The following is a 16,488-nucleotide window of genomic DNA, read 5'->3' on the forward strand; positions in this document are numbered from 1 at the left end:
GAAAAAGCGGGACAGACACAATTAATCCCGCTCACTCCCGCGCCGGGCGTGAATGTTTAAACGGCGCACCCAGCCAATTCCGCCCGCATTTCCCACCGTCATCCCGCGGTCGCGGCATCGCCGCGATCCGGGGGGGGCCAGCAGGTCGCGGGCCGCGTGAAGTGGGATGAGGGCAGGGTGGCGTGCACCCCCCAAAGGAAAACGCCCGACCAAAAGGCCGGGCGTTTCGTGTCAGTCTTGCGGCTTGATCGCGGGGATCAGGCGGCGACCTTCTTGGCGAGCGAGGTGGACAGCATTTCGCGGGCCTTCTCGTGCTCGATTTCCTCAACCGCGGCCAGTTCGCGAACCATGCGGTCCAGCGCTGACTCATAGAGCTGACGTTCGGAATAGGACTGTTCCGGCTGGTCTTCGGCGCGGTGCAGGTCGCGAACGACTTCCGCGATCTGGATCAGGTCGCCGGAATTGATCTTGGCTTCGTATTCCTGGGCCCGGCGACTCCACATGGTGCGCTTGACCTTCGCCTTGCCCTTGAGGGTCTTCAGCGCGTCCTTGACGATCTTGTCGCTGGAGAGGGGCCGCATGCCCGACGCTTCGGTCTTGGCGGTCGGCACGCGCAGCGTCATCTTGTCCTGTTCGAAGGTGACGACGTAAACCTCGATGTCGAAGCCTGCGACGCTGTCTTTTTCAACACCCGTCACGCGGCCAACGCCGTGAGCGGGATACACGATAAAGTCGCCCTTTTTGAAAGACTTGTCGTTTTTCGTCATGGATGCTCTCTCTTTGGGCCTTGCTCGCACGGAAACACAAAAGCTCGCAGATCGCTCTCAAAGGAATTCCGGCACCCACCCGGCTCTGAGATCGAAAAGTCTGCGCGCAAATCACCGTGTAGAAAGGCAGGCGGCGCGACAGGCGCTACCCATCAATCCCGAGAACATAGCACAAAATTCGGCTATTTCCAAATGGTAGGCGTTGGTTAACCCCTTGGGGCTAGTCGCCGCTGCCGGGCTTTTCGGAGAAGTATTTCTCGTATTTCCCGCTTTCCTCGGCCATTGCATCCGCGTCTGCCGGGGCATCCTTGCGAACCGTGATATTGGGCCAGGTCTCGGCAAATTTCGAGTTCACGGCCAGCCACTTGCCGTCCGGATCATCCTCGGTGTCGGGCTTGATCGCCTCGACGGGGCATTCCGGTTCGCAGACACCGCAATCGATGCATTCATCGGGATGGATAACGAGGAAATTCTCGCCTTCATAGAAGCAGTCGACGGGGCAGACTTCCACGCAGTCCGTATATTTGCAGCGCACGCAGGCGTCGGTGACAATATAGGTCATGTTGGCCGGAACTTCGTTTGGAACGGGGTTTTGAACGGTGTCTTGGGCAGGTATGTCGGGCGGGACATGGGCTGCGACGGGGTTTTTGTCAACGGGTGCGCAGCTTGGCTTCTGCACGTGTGCGCGCGAAGATGCGATCCCGGTCCTCAATCCCCAGAAGCGGCCCGATCCGGCGGATGAAGGCCTCCTCGAAAGGCGACTTCTCGCCATCGGCCAGGGCGACCAGCCAGAGCTGTTCGATCAGGCCGATCCGCTCCTGACGCGACAGGCAGGCTTTCACCACCTTGGTGAAGCGGTGGTGATCGACGGCGCTCTCGGCCAGTTCTTCTCCCTGCTCCAGCACGAAGGCGACGCGGGCCTCGGACAGGCCGAAGGCGCTGCCGAGAATGGTGCGGATCTGGTCCTGTTCGCAATCGGCATAAATGCCATCGGCCAGGGCGGCCTCCACCAGCAGGGTGCAGGCGGCAACATGCGGATCGGTTTCCGGACGCAGATCGGCTTCGGTCGGGGTGAAAAAGCTGCGGAGGGTGTCAAACATGGCTGGCTTCCGTCTGTTCATCCTCGACTTCCCGGTAGAGCGCCTGCGCTTCCGAAGCCGGACCGCGACGCGTGCCCAGGGCGAGGATTTGAAGTCGTACGATCCGGCCATTGCGCGGCAGGGTCAATGTGTCTCCTGCGCGCACCAGGGCGGAGGGCTTGCTGATCCGACGGGTCGTTCCGGCGCTGGTCAGCCGCAGACGACCCTTCTGGACCCCCATTGTGGCGAGGCTGCGCGTCTTGAACTGGCGCGCATGCCAGAGCCAGATATCAATGCGGATCGCCTCACCGGTTTCGCTCATCGCCGTGCCGTCATGCCTTGGTGTCGGGTTTTGCATCCGCGACCGGGGAGGTTTCGGCCGGCGCCGCTGCCTCGGACTTCGATGGGGTGTCTGCCCTGGCGCCCGCCTCGGCCTGACTCGTCGCCTTAGCTGTCGCCTGGGTCGCAGCCTGGGCCGTGTCGGCCTTGGGCTTGTCCTTGCGGCGCTTGCGCGGCGGGCGTGGCTTGCGCTTGGGCTGTTCCGGCAGGGCCAGTTCCGCCAGGGCGGCGAAAGGGCTGTCGGAGGGGATGACAGGCTCGGCAGCGCGGGCAGCGGGCTTTCGCGGTGCGCCGCGCTGGCCGGCATGCTTGCGACGGCGCCGGTCCCAGCGCTCGCCCTCGGCCTTTTCCGGGTCGGGGCCCTTCTGGATGCGGCGATAGCCCAGCTCGGTCAGCGTGCCGCGAATATCCTCGACGGAACAGCCCAGCAGTGCGGTCATGTCGGCGGTCAGCGGGAAGCCGGGCCCGTCATCCTTGCCGGCTTCGCGCAGCGTATCGGCCAGGCGTTCCAGCATGTCGAAACGCACGGCGCGTGGCCCGCAGGGCTGGAAGCCGATGGCGGCGTATTCGGCGCGGGTTCGCGAGCGGTCATTGGCGACCGACGTCAGGCCCGGCGCGGGCAGCCAGGCGAGATCGGTTCGGCCGGCGGCGATGGCGTGCAGCAGGGCGTTGAGCCGGGCCCGGGCCGGTTTGACCAGTTCGGGCACGTAGATCATGTGCTCGCCGATCCGCACGCCGGCCGCGCGCAGGGAGCGCCGCTCGACCTGGGACAGATTGCGCACATCATCGCTGATATCGTGACGAGGCAGGGCGCCACCGGCTTCATAGAGCCGCCAGGCGAGACCGCGGGCGAGACCGGGCATGTCGTCGGACTGGCCGGCATCGCGCAGTTTGAACAAGGGCGCGAGCTGGGTCTCGATATGGGCCGTCAGGCCGGCTTCGAGGCCGGCACGGGCACGCGACTGGGCCTCGGCCGCACCAAGGTCGCCGCCCAGCAGTTTGACGGCGGGTTTCAGCGGGGTCGGGCCTGGAATGAGCTGGGCAACGTCATCGCCGCCCCAGCTGATCTTGCCGTCATCGGAAAAGGTCAGGTCTTCCATCTTGGTTTTCGCCAGGGCTCCCAGCCGTCTGTTGATCTCAGGTCGCAAGGCACGCAGCGCTGCGGATTTCAGGGTCCGGGCAGCCAGTTCGCGACCGTCCGCATCGGGTTTGAATGTCAGGCCGGCCAGACGACCGACGAAATGGCCTTCTACCGTAACCTCCCCATTGCTGGCGACCCCGGCCAGCAAGTCTCTTTCATCACGCAGTCCCTTGACCAGCGCGCTGGTGCGCCGATCCACGAAGCGCTGCATCAGTCTTTCGTGCAAGGCGTCGGACAGGCGATCCTCGATTTCGCGGGTCACGCCGCGCCAGTGTCCCGGGTCGCGGGTCCAGTCGGAGCGGTGCGCGGCATAGGCCCAGGTCCGTACATGGGCGAGGCGGGCGGCGAGGGCGTCGACATCGCCGGACGTCTTGCGGAAACGGGCGAGCTGTCCGTTCATCCAGTCGTCCGGCAGGCGGCTGCCCGGACCGGTCAGATGCATGTAGATCGACTTGATCAGGCGGGCATGGGCATCCAGCGTTGCCTTGCGGAAATCCGGCAGGCGGCAGGCATCCCACAATCGCCGCACGGCGGCCGGCGAGGTCGCACGGTCGCGAATCTCGCGGTCACTGGAGAGCACGCCCAGCGCCCGCTCGTCGGAGGCCTCGCCAACGCGTTCCAGTGCCGGATCGCGTGAGGGTCTGCCGAGCGTGTATTGCAGGGCTTCCAGCGAAGTGTCGTCGAGATCGGGATTGCGCCATTGCAGGCGCTCGACCGGTGCAAAGCGGTGACTTTCCACGGCTTCAACCAGATCGGGATCGAAGGGGCGGCAATCCGCCGTCTCGCCAAATGTCCCGTCATTGCGAAAGCGACCCGCCCGTCCGGCAATCTGGGCCAGTTCGGCGGCGGTCAGCCGGCGTCGGCGGCGACCGTCGAACTTGCGGCTCTCGGCGAAGGCGACATGGTCGATATCCATGTTCAGCCCCATGCCGATGGCGTCGGTCGCGACCAGGAAGTCGACTTCGCCGGACTGGTAGAGCTCGACCTGGGCATTGCGGGTGCGGGGCGACAGGCCGCCCATCACCACCGCCGCGCCGCCGCGTCGGCGACGCAGCAATTCGGCAATCGCGTAGACCGCCTCCGCCGAGAAGGCGACGACGGCGGAACGTCGCGGCAGACGGGTCAGCTTGGCCGGACCGCCATAGGAGAGCTGGGAGAAGCGTTCGCGGAAGGTGATCTCTGCTTCCGGTACCAGCTCGCGGACCATGCGATACATGGTGCCGGCGCCCAGCAGCATGGTCTCCTCATAACCGCGCGCGCGCAGGAGCCGGTCCGTGAAGACATGGCCGCGCTCAGGGTCGGCACCCAGCTGGATCTCGTCGACGGCGACAAAGGCGACCCGCTTTTCCACCGGCATGGATTCCACCGTGCAGATGAAATAGCGCGCCGAGGGCGGCACGATCTTTTCTTCGCCGGTGATCAGGGCGGCGGCGCCCACGCCCTTGGCCTTGACCACCCGGTCATAGATCTCCCGCGCCAGAAGGCGCAGGGGCAGGCCGATCATGCCGGAGGCACGCCCCAGCATGCGCTCGACGGCGAGATGCGTCTTGCCGGTATTGGTGGGACCAAGGGCAGCGGTGATCTGCCCAGGATCGTTGCGGTGGGACGTCATCCCGCAACTCCTTCACGCACAGGTGCTACTGGCAGACCTAGGCAATCCGCGCGCACTTGGCGAGGGGAGAGGTTGTCAATTTTCCTCGATGGAGCGTGCCACGATCGTCGCGCCGCCAAAACCGGCATTGGTCCGGATGCGCACCGGGATGTGGACATCGCCGTCGTGGACGGGCGCGAGCCAGAAGGTGATGGGCCGTGAAATATCCTCGTCGGACGGATATTCGTCCGCCTCATAGCCCGAGACGGGCTCGTAATAGGCGTGGCAGACCAGCGCCTCACCGGACCAGGCGCGAGTGCGGACCCGGTCCGTCCCGCCATCCTCGAAGCGCAGATTATAGCGGGCCCGGCCATCAAAGACCGGCAAGCGGCCCGAGCAATGGCTCTCGCCGCGGGCCACGGCACCCAGACCCATGGCGAGCAGGGCGGAGAGCGGGTCGGCGGCCCCGGCGCGTTCTTCATCGGTCGCCGGCGGTTCACCCATCGAGCCGAAGGGCGGATTAATGTCCGGCATGGCGACACCGTCGGGGAAATCGATCCCGACAATGCGATTCTTGGAACTGGCATGATTGAGGTGACTATAGCGCCAGGGACGCAGCTGATTGTCATCGCGATAGCCACTGACGCCGGCCTCGATATCGGCATCGGTGAACAGCGCGGCAAGCCCGGCAGCGGTGAATCGGGCCGAGGCCTGGTAGGTATCCTCGGCGAATTGACCGGACACCACGATATTGGCGACCTGGAACACCATGACCGAGCCGGCATACTGAACGGTGACGCCCTGTATCGCAGCTGCGGAATCCACCTCGGCGCCAGCGTCAGCAGCATCATCGGCAGCAACGGTCGCAGTGCAGGCCAGGAGGCCCGCGGCCATAGCCCCGTAAATCCATGTCTTTTTCACGATCTACTCTCCAAGTTCGAGCCCCCGAGGCCCTAACGCATTTGTCCACCTAACTGCAATAACTGATCGAAACCCGCTGCAAGATGAACGCGGCAAGCTTGACGGCCCGCCTCCCCTCCTTTATCTCGCCCGCTCTCGCACTGGTCGCAATACCGGTGTGCACGGATTTTTATATTTGAAAGGTGCGACTATGGCGCGTCGTTGCGAACTGACGGGAACTGGCGTTTTGACGGGAAACAATGTTTCTCACGCTCAGAACAAGTCCCGCCGCCGTTTTCTGCCGAACCTTTGTGACGTGACCCTCGCTTCGGAAAAGCTGGGTCGTGGTTACAAGCTGCGCGTTGCCGCCAAGGCGCTGCGGTCTGTCGATCATGTCGGCGGTCTGGATGCCTTCCTCCTCAAGGCCCGTGACGAGAAGCTCTCGGACAAGGCCCTGAAGATCAAGCGCGACCTGAAAAAGGCGATGGTGGCTTAAGCCAGCCAGGTGCTGACGAATTAACAACGCCCGCGGCCTGTCGCGGGCGTTGTCGTGTGTGAAGACGCGCGCTAGCCTCCCGGCCAACAAGCGGGGAGGCTTTTTCATGCGCGCCAATCACTGGATGATTTCATTGTCAGTTCTGGCCCTGGCCGGCTGTGGCCAGACCGAGCCGGTTGAACCGGTCGATGAAGGCGGCAATGAAGCGCCGGCCAGCAATGTCGCGGACCTCGTGATCTGGGGCGGCTCGATCTACACCGCCGTGGATGACCAGCCCATGGTTCAGGCCGTCGCCGTGCGCGGCAACCGGATTGCCTTCGTCGGTGACGACGCGGCCGCCCAGGCCTGGATTGGCGAGGAAACCCGCCTTGTCGATCTCAATGGCGGCGCAATGTATCCCGGCTTCACTGACAGCCATATCCATGTCTATGGCGTCGGCCAGCGCGAGCGCACGCTCAATCTGGACAGTGTCACGTCGATTGCCGATCTGGTCGCCAGCGTCGAGGCGGCGATTGCCGACACGCCGGCGGGCGCGACGCTGAGCGGGCGCGGCTGGATCGAGACGCATTGGCCGGAAGACCGTTTCCCGACCCGTCAGGATCTCGACCCGGTCTCGCCGGACAATCCTGTCATCCTGCGCCGTGCCGACGGGCATGCCCTGATCGCCAATAGTGCGGCTCTGGACGCCGTGGGCATCACCCGCGACAGCGTCGCCCCGTCCGGCGGGGAGATCCTGTTTGACGAGACCGGCGAACCGACCGGCCTCCTGGTCGACACCGCCATGGGCGCGATGTCTTCCCTGGTCGAGGCGCCGTCTCCGGAAGTCGTCCGCGAGACCTATGCCGAGGGCGCACAGCGTCTGGTCAGCCTGGGCTGGACCGGGGCCCATGACATGTCGGTGCCGTGGTCCATCGTGCCGATCATCGAAGACCTCGCGATCAGTGGTGAACTGCCCCTGCGCAGCTATCTCTCGGTGGGACCGGAAGGGTATGCGCCGCTGGCGGCCGGTGGGCGCCGCTATGTTGCCGACGGGCGTGTCATCACGCGCGCGGTGAAACTCTATATGGATGGTGCGCTCGGCTCGCGCGGGGCGGCCCTTCTGGAGCCCTATGCCGACCGTCCGGAAACCTCCGGCCTTGCCATCGCGGAAGCCGACGAGACGATCGGCCTCTTCACCGACGCGCTGCGTCAGGGCATCCAGATGAATGTCCATGCGATCGGTGATCGGGGGAATCGCTACCTCCTGGACTGGGTCGAGGAAGCCCGTGCCCAGGTGCCGGAGGAGGAATGGGCGCTGGCCGATCCGCGCTGGCGTGACGAGCACAGCCAGATTATTGATCCGGCCGACATCCCGCGCTTTGCCGAACTGGGCGTGATTGCCTCCTTCCAGCCCAGCCACGCCATCGGCGATTTGCATTTCGCACCGGACCGGCTGGGTGATGACCGTCTGGTCGGCGCCTATGCCTGGCAGAGCCTGCTCGATGCCGGTGCCCACGTCACAGGCGGTTCGGACGCGCCGGTCGAACAGGGTGATCCGCGGATCGAGTTCTATGCCGCTGTGGCCCGCGCAGACCTGTCCGGTTTCCAGGGCGCGAACTGGCACGCGGAAGAGGCGCTCTCACGTGAGGACGCGCTCAAACTCTTTACCGCCTGGCCGGCCCATGCCTCCTTCCGCGAGGACGATCTCGGCACGATTGCCGTCGGCATGCGCGCCGACTTCACGGTCTTCTCCGCCGACATCATGACCATCCCGGAAGCGGAGATTCTCACCGTCGAAGCGTGGATGACCGTGGTCGATGGCGAGGTCGTGTATGAGAGCCCGGACAGTTTCCATCACGGGGAGTAGGGCGTAGCCAGCGGCGCTATTCGCCGCGTGCGGTGGCGGCTTCTGCGGCGCGGGGATCGTCTGATTCGGGCACGTAGAGTCCCACAAAAACCGTCGTCCAATTGCCCTCCGGATCACCCTGCTCGAAACGCTGGGTGACGGTGCCGTCGGCATTGGGGGTCCAGGTCCCGCGCAGCGGGGCGCGGGTGTCGGTCGGGATCGTGTAGGCCTCGCCGGTCAGGACCATGGCGCCGTCATCATCAAGCCCGCCGGTATAGTCGATATACCAGCCATTGCTCATCCAGACCTGGCGCCATTCGCCGACCAGGGGGTCATGGACATTGAGACTGTCGCCGACATTGCCGCTGGCGCCGACCCAGTGTTCGGTCACCAGGCAGCCGCCATTGATGCGCCGGATCTCGTTATGGCCGAGATAGGGGCCGGGCGTGTCGCCACTGTCCGGGGCGTAGACATTCCATGTCCCGACCCAGAAATCGAAGGCGTCCCAGGGCGCCCCGACGCAGGCGTCGGGCGTCGGGCTGGCGGTCTGGGCAACGCTCGAGCTCGTGGCCAGGAGGCCGAAGCTGGCGGCGATGAGAACGGATTTTGCTGAAACCATGGTTTATCCCCTTGGATCGTGCTCCCCAGCATCTTTCTGCGCACGAGGCTACTCAATCCACCGTATTCCTGCAAACGGGTCTGGCCCAAATAACGGCTTCGTGACAAATAATCGGCCCGCGGACAGGGCTCGCGCGCGTGCGGACCCGCAGGCGAGGAGGCTTTCATGGCCAATGTTACCGTGGTGGGTGCCCAGTGGGGCGATGAGGGCAAGGGCAAGCTGGTCGACTGGCTGTCGCACCGCGCCGATGTGGTCGCCCGTTTCCAGGGCGGTCACAATGCCGGCCATACCCTCGTTGTCGGCGAAAATGTCTACAAGCTCTCCCTGCTCCCCTCCGGTGTCGTTCGCGGCAAGTTGTCGGTCATCGGCAATGGCGTGGTCGTTGATCCCTGGGCCTTCGTGGCCGAGGTTGATCGCATCGCCGAGCAGGGCGTGATGATCACCCCGGATGTGGTCAAGATTTCCGAGACTGCCACCCTGATCCTGCCCATCCACCGCGAGCTCGATGCCCTGCGCGAGAACCGTGATGATGGCGAGCCGATCGGCACGACGCGTCGTGGTATCGGCCCGGCCTATGAGGACAAGGTCGGTCGGCGCGCCGTCCGCGTCATCGACCTGGCCGACCCGGCCGCCCTCGAGGCGCGGGTCAAGGACATCCTCCACCACCACAATGCCCTGCGCCGTGGTCTGGGCCATGCCGAATACAGCGCCGAGACCCTGGTCGCCGAGCTGACCGAGATCGCGCCGAAAATCCTGCCCTATGCGGCACCGGTCTGGCGCGTCCTGAAGGACGCCATCAAGTCGGATCAGAAAGTCCTGTTTGAAGGCGCCCAGGGCGCCCTGCTGGACGTCGATCACGGCACCTATCCCTTCGTCACCTCCTCCAACACCGTGTCCGGCCAGGCCTCGGCCGGGACCGGTGTCGGGCCGCGCGATGTCGGTTATGTCCTGGGCATTGCCAAGGCCTATATGACCCGCGTCGGCGAGGGTCCTTTCCCGACCGAACTGCACGATGCAGACGGCCAGATGCTCGGTGAGCGCGGGCATGAATTCGGCGTGGTCACCGGTCGCAAGCGTCGCTGTGGCTGGTTCGATGCCGTCATCACCCGTCAGACGCTGCAGGTCGGCGGCGTGCATGGCGTCGCCCTGACCAAGCTCGACGTGCTCGACGGCTTCAAGACGATCAAGGTCTGTGTCGCCTATGAGGTCGATGGCGAGCGCCTCGACCATCTGCCTGCCGGCAAGGAAGCCCAGGCCAAGGCCAAGCCGGTCTATGAAGAGCTGCAGGGCTGGGACGGCTCAACCGCCGGTGCCCGCTCCTGGGCCGATCTGCCGGCCGAAGCGGTCAAATATGTGCGCCGCATCGAAGAGCTGATCGAATGTCCGATCGCCCTGGTCTCGACCTCGCCGGAGCGCGAGGATGTGATCCTGATGCAGGACCCCTTCCGGAGCTGATCCGGAGCGGACCCGCTCAGTCAAAGACGTCGGGATCGGCCAGGTCGCCGCGCTGGAAGCGGTGCCAGGCGAAATTGGCCATGGTCGCCCAGGCCAGCGTGGTCAGCATGGCCGCGTTGAACAGGAGTGGCAGCAGCGCGCCAAGTGGCAGGCCGCCGACCAGAAGGGCAATCGGTGCGATGCAGAGCACGAGCGCCCAGATGATCGCGGCAATGCTTGCAATCCGCGAATGCCGGTAAATGCCCCAGGCAAGACCGCCTGAAATCAGAGCCGGGACGAGCAGGAGGCCTGCGGTGAGGCCGAGCCCCAGCAGGGCGCCCACACCGCCCGTCGCAAGCGCCGGGCCGAGTGCGGCGAGCCCCAGAACGCCGACAACCGCCCGGTATCCGGCATGGACGGCCAGAATGATGATGCCCGGCCGCAGGCTTTCATGGGCCTTTTCCGGCGTTGAAATATCGAAGGCGTCTTCGCTCTCGCCGCTGGCGGCCTCAAGCTCCGCCTGGCGTTCGGCGGTCGGCGCCATGACCTTGTTGCCATCAATTGACAGGTAGTTTTTCGGCGTGTCCATGCGTCCCCCCGAACGTGCGATCATGAGTTCTGCACGTTTCGGGAGTGATTTCCAGTCCCGGGTGTTTCAGCCTGCCTGTGCCGGCGTGGCCAGCGTGGCGGCAGGCTGCCGACCGCTCATCCGCGCCCGCAGGGCCATGGCCGGCTTCTCGACCAGAACACGCAATCCCCAGCCGGTTATCACGGCCAGCGGGAACATGATCATGGCCAATTCTGTCGTGGTCAGGCCAGGCATCAGGGAGAAAGCCATCATGCCGAGCGGCCAGTGCAGGATATAAATGCCGTAGGAGACGTCCTCGACATTGCGGACCTGCTCACCGATCCGGCCCGGAATGCGGGCATAGCCGATCAGGAGATAGCTGGCGGCCAGGGCGATATCCAGCATCATCCAGCCGATTGGCAGATGGTGTGTGGCGATGGCGGCAAGGATGGCCAGGCCGGCAAAAACCGGCGTCAGGCGCAGATATCGGCGACCGGCATGGAAGGCGGCGCCGACCATGAAGGCTGGTACAAAACGGGCCAGCGTTCCGATCGTCTCCTCGCCGATACCGCGATAGCCGAACGTCTCGACCAGCATGCCGAACACCAGGGTGAGAGCGGTCCACACAAGCACATGTGCATTCTGGCGGTAGAGACCGAACAGCATCAGCACGCCGACACCGAGATAGGCCATCAGCTCATAGCGGATGGTCCACAATGGCCCATTCATGTTTTCACCCATCGGCGACGCGTCGAACACGCCCGGCAGGCCGGCCATCGGGTCGATCTGGCTGATCAGCTTGAGCGGAAAGAGCCAGGTCTGAGAGCTGGCCCAGTACTCGGTCATGGGCAAGGTGGTGAAAAGCGGGCTAACGACCAGCCAGAGCACAAGAGCCGTGGCGATGAGACCCGGGAAAATCCGGAAGAAGCGGGCATTGGCATAACGACCGAGATCACGCGATTTCATGGCGCTCGCGGTGATCATGTAACCGGACAGGATGAAGAATCCGTCCAGGGCACACTGCACGATGAAGTCCACGCTAACAGCCCAGGCGCCCTCAAAGGGCAGGCCGAGCGGGATCATCAATGCGTGGCCATACAGGACGAATAACGCGAACAGGATCCGCATTGCGGTGAAGTTGTTGGACTTCTCTTCGAGATGGCCATGTCCGTCTTGAAACAGGAATTTCATTGTCGCCGCGCCTTTCCACTCCCCCGATCCCTGCAAGTTTCGCGCTAGAGGCGAGTTTCGCAGCGCCCGTCTGGCATTAGGGTTAATATATTGAAATTGTTGAAATATTGGGGCGCAGAATTGGGTCGAAGTTAAAAGCGGGCTGCCAGTTTCCTGCCAGATGTGGATCTGGGAGGGGCAAATGGCCCGAAATCGGACAAATATTGCGTGGATGGTGGCCCTTGGCTGGGCGGTCGGGGCCGCGGTCATTGGTCTCGGCGATGCTGAGGCCCAGTCAGCGGACTGCCAGCGCTATGGCCAGCACCGGGACAGCTATCTCAGGGGTGTCAGCGCCGGCATGGAACAGCAACTCGATGCCATGGCCGTGCAGCGACAAGTGCCGGTACAGGCGGCCGCCTTCTATTGGGGCGGTGCCCTGATGCAGGCCGGTGACACGCGCACCCTGGCTCAGCTGACCCTGGCCACCGCAGCCTGGCCCGGTCAGGCGGAACGGGCCGAGCGAGCGATGACGCGTATCTCCGACGAGCGGGGTGGCGATCTCGCAGCCTTGCTGGCCGGTTTGATGCTGTCGGACGGGCAGGGGATTGATGATCCCTATCGCGCGCGCGCCTATCTCACCGATGCCAGTCGCCGCGGCAATACGGACGCGACGGCTTTTCTCGGTCTGTATGACGCCTGCCATTCGCGCCGGGTGGCATTGAACTAGCCATTTGATCAGCCGGAACTGACATCTTAACAGCTCTTCATCATCCAATCATGCCGTGGCGGGCATCCCTGTCCTATCAACGGAATAGAGGGCATGATGAGACGTCAGACCGTTTTGGCAAAAAGCGCAGGGATGGAGGCGCGCCTGACCTGGTATAATCCGGGAGAGGCGATGCCGGTTCATGGACATCGTGCCCACCAACTCTCCTGGTTGCTGTCGGGCGAAATGTGCGAAACGAGCCGCGGCACCGCCCGCGAGCTTGTGCGCATCAGTCGCGGCATCAAGCCGGCCGGTTTGCCCCATGCCAATCTGTATGGACCGGCCGGAGCGCTGGTCCTGGCCCTCAATATCGAACCGGACGCGCCTTTGTGCACAGACCTGACCCTGCCCGGCGACTGGGACTGGTCGGCCCCGAGTGCGCAAATCTCGCATGAAATCCAACGCATCCTCGTGGCCCTGCACGATGGAGCGATCAGCGCAGACCTCGCCCTGTCGGACCTGGCCGGACGGGCGCTGGAGGGCGAAGGCGAGACGACAGGTCGCCCGGCAGCCTCTGCCGATCGCTGGCTCAACCGGGTGCGCGAGCAATTGCGCGATGACCCGGATGAGCCGGACATGCAGCAACTGGCCGCGCAGGCGGGCATTCACCGGGTCCATCTCTCGCGCCGCTTTACCCGCCAATACGGCCTGCCGCCGAGCCTCTATCGCCTTCGCTGCAAGCTGGGGCGGGCCATATCCGGCCTCATGCAAGGGGAGAGTGCCGCCGACGCGGCGCAGGCAGGCGGCTTTGCCGACCAGGCCCATTTCACCCGCGCCGCCCGGCGTCAGACCGGGATGACGCCCAGCCATTTGCGCGCCCTGTTGGCGGCCTGACCGGGTGCAGGGCCGGTTACATGCGTTCAAGACGTGCGGGCAGCGCGTCCGCTAGACTCCTCAACTGACTGGCCGAAGCCATGGCCGCCTGATGGAGAGACACAAGCATGCTGCGTAAACTGAGCCTGGCGAGCGTCGCCGCGATGAGCCTGACCACCATAGCGCCGGCGGAGACGCCGGAGGGCGCGGTGGAGAGCCTCGAAGCCTTTCTCGCGGAATTCCCGGATCTGGGACCGGGTTATGCCGTCGTCGTGGTGACCGCGGACGAGGTGTTGATGCGTCATGTCCAGGGCGAGCGGCGGGCGTCGAGCGGCGCGCCGATGACGACCGACACGCCGATCTATATCGCCTCCCAGACCAAGGCCTATATGGGCCTTCTGGCCGCGCGCCTGGACGCCGAGGGCATCCTGCCGCTGGACAGCACAATTGCCGACTACTGGCCGGATCTGGAATTGCCGGGAGAGTTGAGCGCGTCGGACTGGACGCTGCGCGATCTCATTACGCATCAGGTGCCAATCGACAATTCTGTCATCCCCACCGTCGAGGCCTATGCGGCGAGAATCGACCCGGCCGATTATCCGCGCATGATCGAAGCGCATTCGCAGGTCCGCGAGCCCGGCTTCGACTACAGCAATCTCGGTTTCAACATCTACGGCGCCATCCTGGAAACAGCGACGGGGCGGTCCTGGCAGGACTGGCTCGATCAATCCATTATCGATCCGCTGGACATGACGCACACATCTGCGCGCACATCCGACTTCTCGCTGGACGATTTGTCCTGGTCGCATTTCTGGATGGGTGAGCAGGAAGGCTGGTACGAAATCCGCCCGAAGACGGACCCGATGATGCAATCGGCGGGTGGACTGGTGACCTCGGCTGATGACATGGCGCTCTGGCTGCAGCTGCAATTGCGCGGTGAAGGTCCCGACGGGTCCGGCATTACCGCGGACATGGTGCGCGAAGCCCAGACCGGCTATGTCGAGACGCACCAGCAGGACCGGCGCAACGCCGCTGAGCTGCCCTGTTCGCACTACGCGCTGGGCTGGAATATCTGCGACTTCGAGGGGCATGACTTCTATGTCCATGGCGGCGGCTATACCGGCATGCGCACGCAGATGGCCTTCTCGCCCGACCTCGGTGTTGGCGTCGCGGCCTTCTCGAATTCCGACAATATGACCGGCTGGCTGACAAGCCGAACGATCAACATGTATTTCCAGTTCCTCACCGAGCACGAGACGGCAGCGCGCATGCGCCAGATCCGTGTCGAGCAATACCCGCAGCGGGTCGGGCGCTATCTCGGATACCGCCAGGAACAGCAGGCCGAGATGCGCGCGGATGAAAGCTGGGGCGGCTGGACCTGGGCGCCGGATGCGGAGGAATTGACCGCCTATGCCGGAACCTGGTCGACGGGCGAGCCCTATCTTGACGTGGATATCAGGGTGGAAGGCGCCGGCCTCGTCGTTCAATGGGGCGACAGGCAGTACGGATTGACGCCGGCGCGGCCCGATCTCTTTGCCGGCCAGGCGGATCCCTATGACGAGCTGCAGGCCTTCAGCTTCGAGCGCGATGATGCCGGTGAGCTTGTCCGGGTCAGCTGGGGCGAGGACGTCTATACGCGCCAATAGGGCAAATTGTGGGGGCTCGGCGGGCCGGTGACGATGGGTCACATGGCCGGTCGCGCCTCAATCTGCGATGCTGAGGCTTTGAACAGGGAGGATTTGCCCGTGTTTGATACAGCGTCCATGAGTGATTTCTGGCTGCGTGTTTTCGGCCTCTATTTCCTGATTGCCGGGATCGGCGTCTTCGTCCAGGCCGACCGCATGGCCGGCATGGTGACGGAGATGCGCGAGAGTTTCCTGCTCCGCTTCTTCGGTGGCGTCCTGGCCTTTGCCTCCGGCGTCCTGGTTCTGGCAACGCTGGGCGCCGCGCCCGGCGGCGAGGCAATGCTGGTCCGCGTGATCGGCTGGATTGCCCTGATCAAGGGTGTCTTCCTGATCATCGCCCCGCCCGCCCTGATGGGCGTCTATGAAGCCTTTGTCGCCCGCCCCGCGATGATGCGGATCTGGGCGGTCATGATCGCCCTTCTCGGGGTTGGCGGGCTGTATCTGGGGCTGACCGGCTGACAGGAAATGGCGCACGGCGCCGCTTGCCAAATCAGCGCGTCCCGTCCACGCTGCGCGCAACAGTTCCAAGGGGTGTCCTGCTGATGGTGTGGCAGGACTGAGACATCACCCTTAGGACCGGATCCGGGTCATGCCGGCGTCGGGATGGAGCAGGCCTTCGCGCCACGGGTACGCCTGTGGGCCGGGCCCTGGCTTTCTGGCCGCTGCCGTCTGACCGCCTGCGAGCGAGATGAGGCGGCGATGATGAGATTTCCTGGCTCTGCCCTGCGACTGGCGACCGCCCTGTGTGCGTCGACGTGTGCGTCGACCCTTTCGGCTGCGCCCGCTTTTGCCCACCCGTCCGAAGACGACCCCGCCACCGCGCATTTCCTCGCCAATGAGGCCATCCTGGTCTCGGCCGGCGAGACCCGCATCCTGTTCGATCCCCTGTTCAGCGTCTCCTATGGCTATCCGCTGGTGGCGCCGGATGTGCGCGCGGCGATCATGGCCGGGGCACCGCCCTATGACGGGGTCGATGCGGTCTTTGTCAGCCATGTCCATGGCGATCATTTCGACGCCGGTGCCGTCAATGCCTATCTCGCCGCCCATCCCGACGTGATCCTGGTCGGACCGTGGCAGGCGCGGCTGGACATGCAGGCGGCGGAGGGCTGGGATGAGGCCTTCGAGGCGCGCATCCAGGCTTTGCCCTTCATCGCCAGCCCGCAGGAGCTTGTCCTCGCGGCGGACGGTATCGAGGGCGCCATTCGCGTCGAGACCGTGCACATCCCCCATGCCGGCGGGCCGGGACGGGCGGGCATCCAGAACATGGCCCACCGCGTCACGCTCAATGGCGAAGC

17 protein-coding genes and 1 riboswitch are annotated in these 16,488 nt (G+C 64.6%); of the genes, 8 read left to right on the forward strand and 9 right to left on the reverse strand.

Annotated features, from left to right (window positions below; translation table 11 throughout):
• Positions 1 to 257 precede the first annotated feature (257 nt).
• From QZ266_RS02335 to QZ266_RS02360, 6 genes are all read right to left on the reverse strand, one after another.
• Positions 258 to 767 carry a CarD family transcriptional regulator gene (locus tag QZ266_RS02335; protein WP_295691327.1) on the reverse strand — a complete coding sequence of 170 codons (510 nt, stop codon included), beginning with the start codon at positions 765 to 767 and terminating at the stop codon, positions 258 to 260.
• 220 nt (positions 768 to 987) lie between these two features.
• The gene (gene fdxA, locus QZ266_RS02340) at positions 988 to 1,329 is read right to left on the reverse strand and encodes a ferredoxin FdxA (RefSeq protein ID WP_295691329.1); all 342 of its coding nucleotides are present in this window, start codon (positions 1,327 to 1,329) and stop codon (positions 988 to 990) included.
• 88 nt (positions 1,330 to 1,417) lie between these two features.
• Complete coding sequence (locus QZ266_RS02345; RefSeq protein ID WP_295691330.1) at positions 1,418 to 1,867, reverse strand: TerB family tellurite resistance protein; 450 nt, start codon at positions 1,865 to 1,867, stop codon at positions 1,418 to 1,420.
• Positions 1,860 to 2,168 (reverse strand): RNA-binding S4 domain-containing protein, encoded by a 309-nt coding sequence (locus QZ266_RS02350; RefSeq protein ID WP_295691332.1) that lies wholly within the window; start codon positions 2,166 to 2,168, stop codon positions 1,860 to 1,862. Before QZ266_RS02350 ends, QZ266_RS02345 begins: the two co-directional genes overlap by 8 nt.
• Positions 2,169 to 2,178: 10 nt before the next feature.
• A complete protein-coding gene (locus QZ266_RS02355) occupies positions 2,179 to 4,938 on the reverse strand; it encodes a helicase-related protein (RefSeq protein WP_295691333.1) in 2,760 nt (919 codons plus the stop codon).
• Positions 4,939 to 5,013: 75 nt separating this feature from the next.
• Positions 5,014 to 5,838 (reverse strand): DUF3108 domain-containing protein, encoded by an 825-nt coding sequence (locus QZ266_RS02360; protein WP_295691335.1) that lies wholly within the window; start codon positions 5,836 to 5,838, stop codon positions 5,014 to 5,016.
• Between the two features lie 190 nt (positions 5,839 to 6,028).
• On the opposite strand from QZ266_RS02360, the gene rpmB reads away from it, so the two are divergent.
• Both rpmB and QZ266_RS02370 read left to right on the forward strand, forming a co-directional pair.
• Complete coding sequence (gene rpmB / locus QZ266_RS02365; protein WP_295691337.1) at positions 6,029 to 6,313, forward strand: 50S ribosomal protein L28; 285 nt, start codon at positions 6,029 to 6,031, stop codon at positions 6,311 to 6,313.
• Positions 6,314 to 6,419: 106 nt separating this feature from the next.
• Complete coding sequence (locus tag QZ266_RS02370; RefSeq protein WP_295691339.1) at positions 6,420 to 8,159, forward strand: amidohydrolase; 1,740 nt, start codon at positions 6,420 to 6,422, stop codon at positions 8,157 to 8,159.
• Between the two features lie 16 nt (positions 8,160 to 8,175).
• Here the strand turns inward: QZ266_RS02370 and QZ266_RS02375 are convergent, their stop codons facing one another.
• Complete coding sequence (locus QZ266_RS02375) at positions 8,176 to 8,757, reverse strand: hypothetical protein (RefSeq protein WP_295691341.1); 582 nt, start codon at positions 8,755 to 8,757, stop codon at positions 8,176 to 8,178.
• Positions 8,758 to 8,922: 165 nt separating this feature from the next.
• On the opposite strand from QZ266_RS02375, the gene QZ266_RS02380 reads away from it, so the two are divergent.
• Positions 8,923 to 10,212: an adenylosuccinate synthase gene (locus QZ266_RS02380; RefSeq protein ID WP_295691343.1), complete on the forward strand. Its 1,290-nt coding sequence runs from the start codon at positions 8,923 to 8,925 to the stop codon at positions 10,210 to 10,212.
• Between the two features lie 16 nt (positions 10,213 to 10,228).
• Here the strand turns inward: QZ266_RS02380 and QZ266_RS02385 are convergent, their stop codons facing one another.
• Both QZ266_RS02385 and QZ266_RS02390 read right to left on the reverse strand, forming a co-directional pair.
• Positions 10,229 to 10,780 (reverse strand): hypothetical protein, encoded by a 552-nt coding sequence (locus QZ266_RS02385; protein ID WP_295691345.1) that lies wholly within the window; start codon positions 10,778 to 10,780, stop codon positions 10,229 to 10,231.
• 66 nt (positions 10,781 to 10,846) lie between these two features.
• Positions 10,847 to 11,950, reverse strand: a complete 1,104-nt coding sequence (locus QZ266_RS02390; RefSeq protein WP_295691347.1) for an acyltransferase — start codon at positions 11,948 to 11,950, stop codon at positions 10,847 to 10,849.
• 181 nt (positions 11,951 to 12,131) lie between these two features.
• Here QZ266_RS02390 and QZ266_RS02395 point away from each other — a divergent pair, with 181 nt between their 5' ends.
• The 5 genes from QZ266_RS02395 to QZ266_RS02415 all read left to right on the forward strand — a co-directional run.
• Positions 12,132 to 12,656, forward strand: coding sequence for a hypothetical protein (locus tag QZ266_RS02395; RefSeq protein ID WP_295691349.1), 525 nt, complete (start codon positions 12,132 to 12,134; stop codon positions 12,654 to 12,656).
• A 93-nt stretch (positions 12,657 to 12,749) separates the two neighbouring features.
• A complete protein-coding gene (locus QZ266_RS02400) occupies positions 12,750 to 13,529 on the forward strand; it encodes an AraC family transcriptional regulator (protein ID WP_295691351.1) in 780 nt (259 codons plus the stop codon).
• A 107-nt stretch (positions 13,530 to 13,636) separates the two neighbouring features.
• A complete protein-coding gene (locus tag QZ266_RS02405) occupies positions 13,637 to 15,154 on the forward strand; it encodes a serine hydrolase (protein ID WP_295691353.1) in 1,518 nt (505 codons plus the stop codon).
• A 99-nt stretch (positions 15,155 to 15,253) separates the two neighbouring features.
• Complete coding sequence (locus QZ266_RS02410; RefSeq protein WP_295691354.1) at positions 15,254 to 15,652, forward strand: hypothetical protein; 399 nt, start codon at positions 15,254 to 15,256, stop codon at positions 15,650 to 15,652.
• A gap of 58 nt (positions 15,653 to 15,710) precedes the next feature.
• A riboswitch (TPP riboswitch) is annotated at positions 15,711 to 15,814 on the forward strand.
• 78 nt (positions 15,815 to 15,892) lie between these two features.
• Positions 15,893 to 16,488: MBL fold metallo-hydrolase (locus tag QZ266_RS02415; protein WP_295691356.1), on the forward strand; the 596-nt coding region annotated here is incomplete at its 3' end.

Origin of the sequence: uncultured Maricaulis sp. (assembly GCF_905480005.1) — a bacterium.
GTDB lineage: Bacteria > Pseudomonadota > Alphaproteobacteria > Caulobacterales > Maricaulaceae > Maricaulis.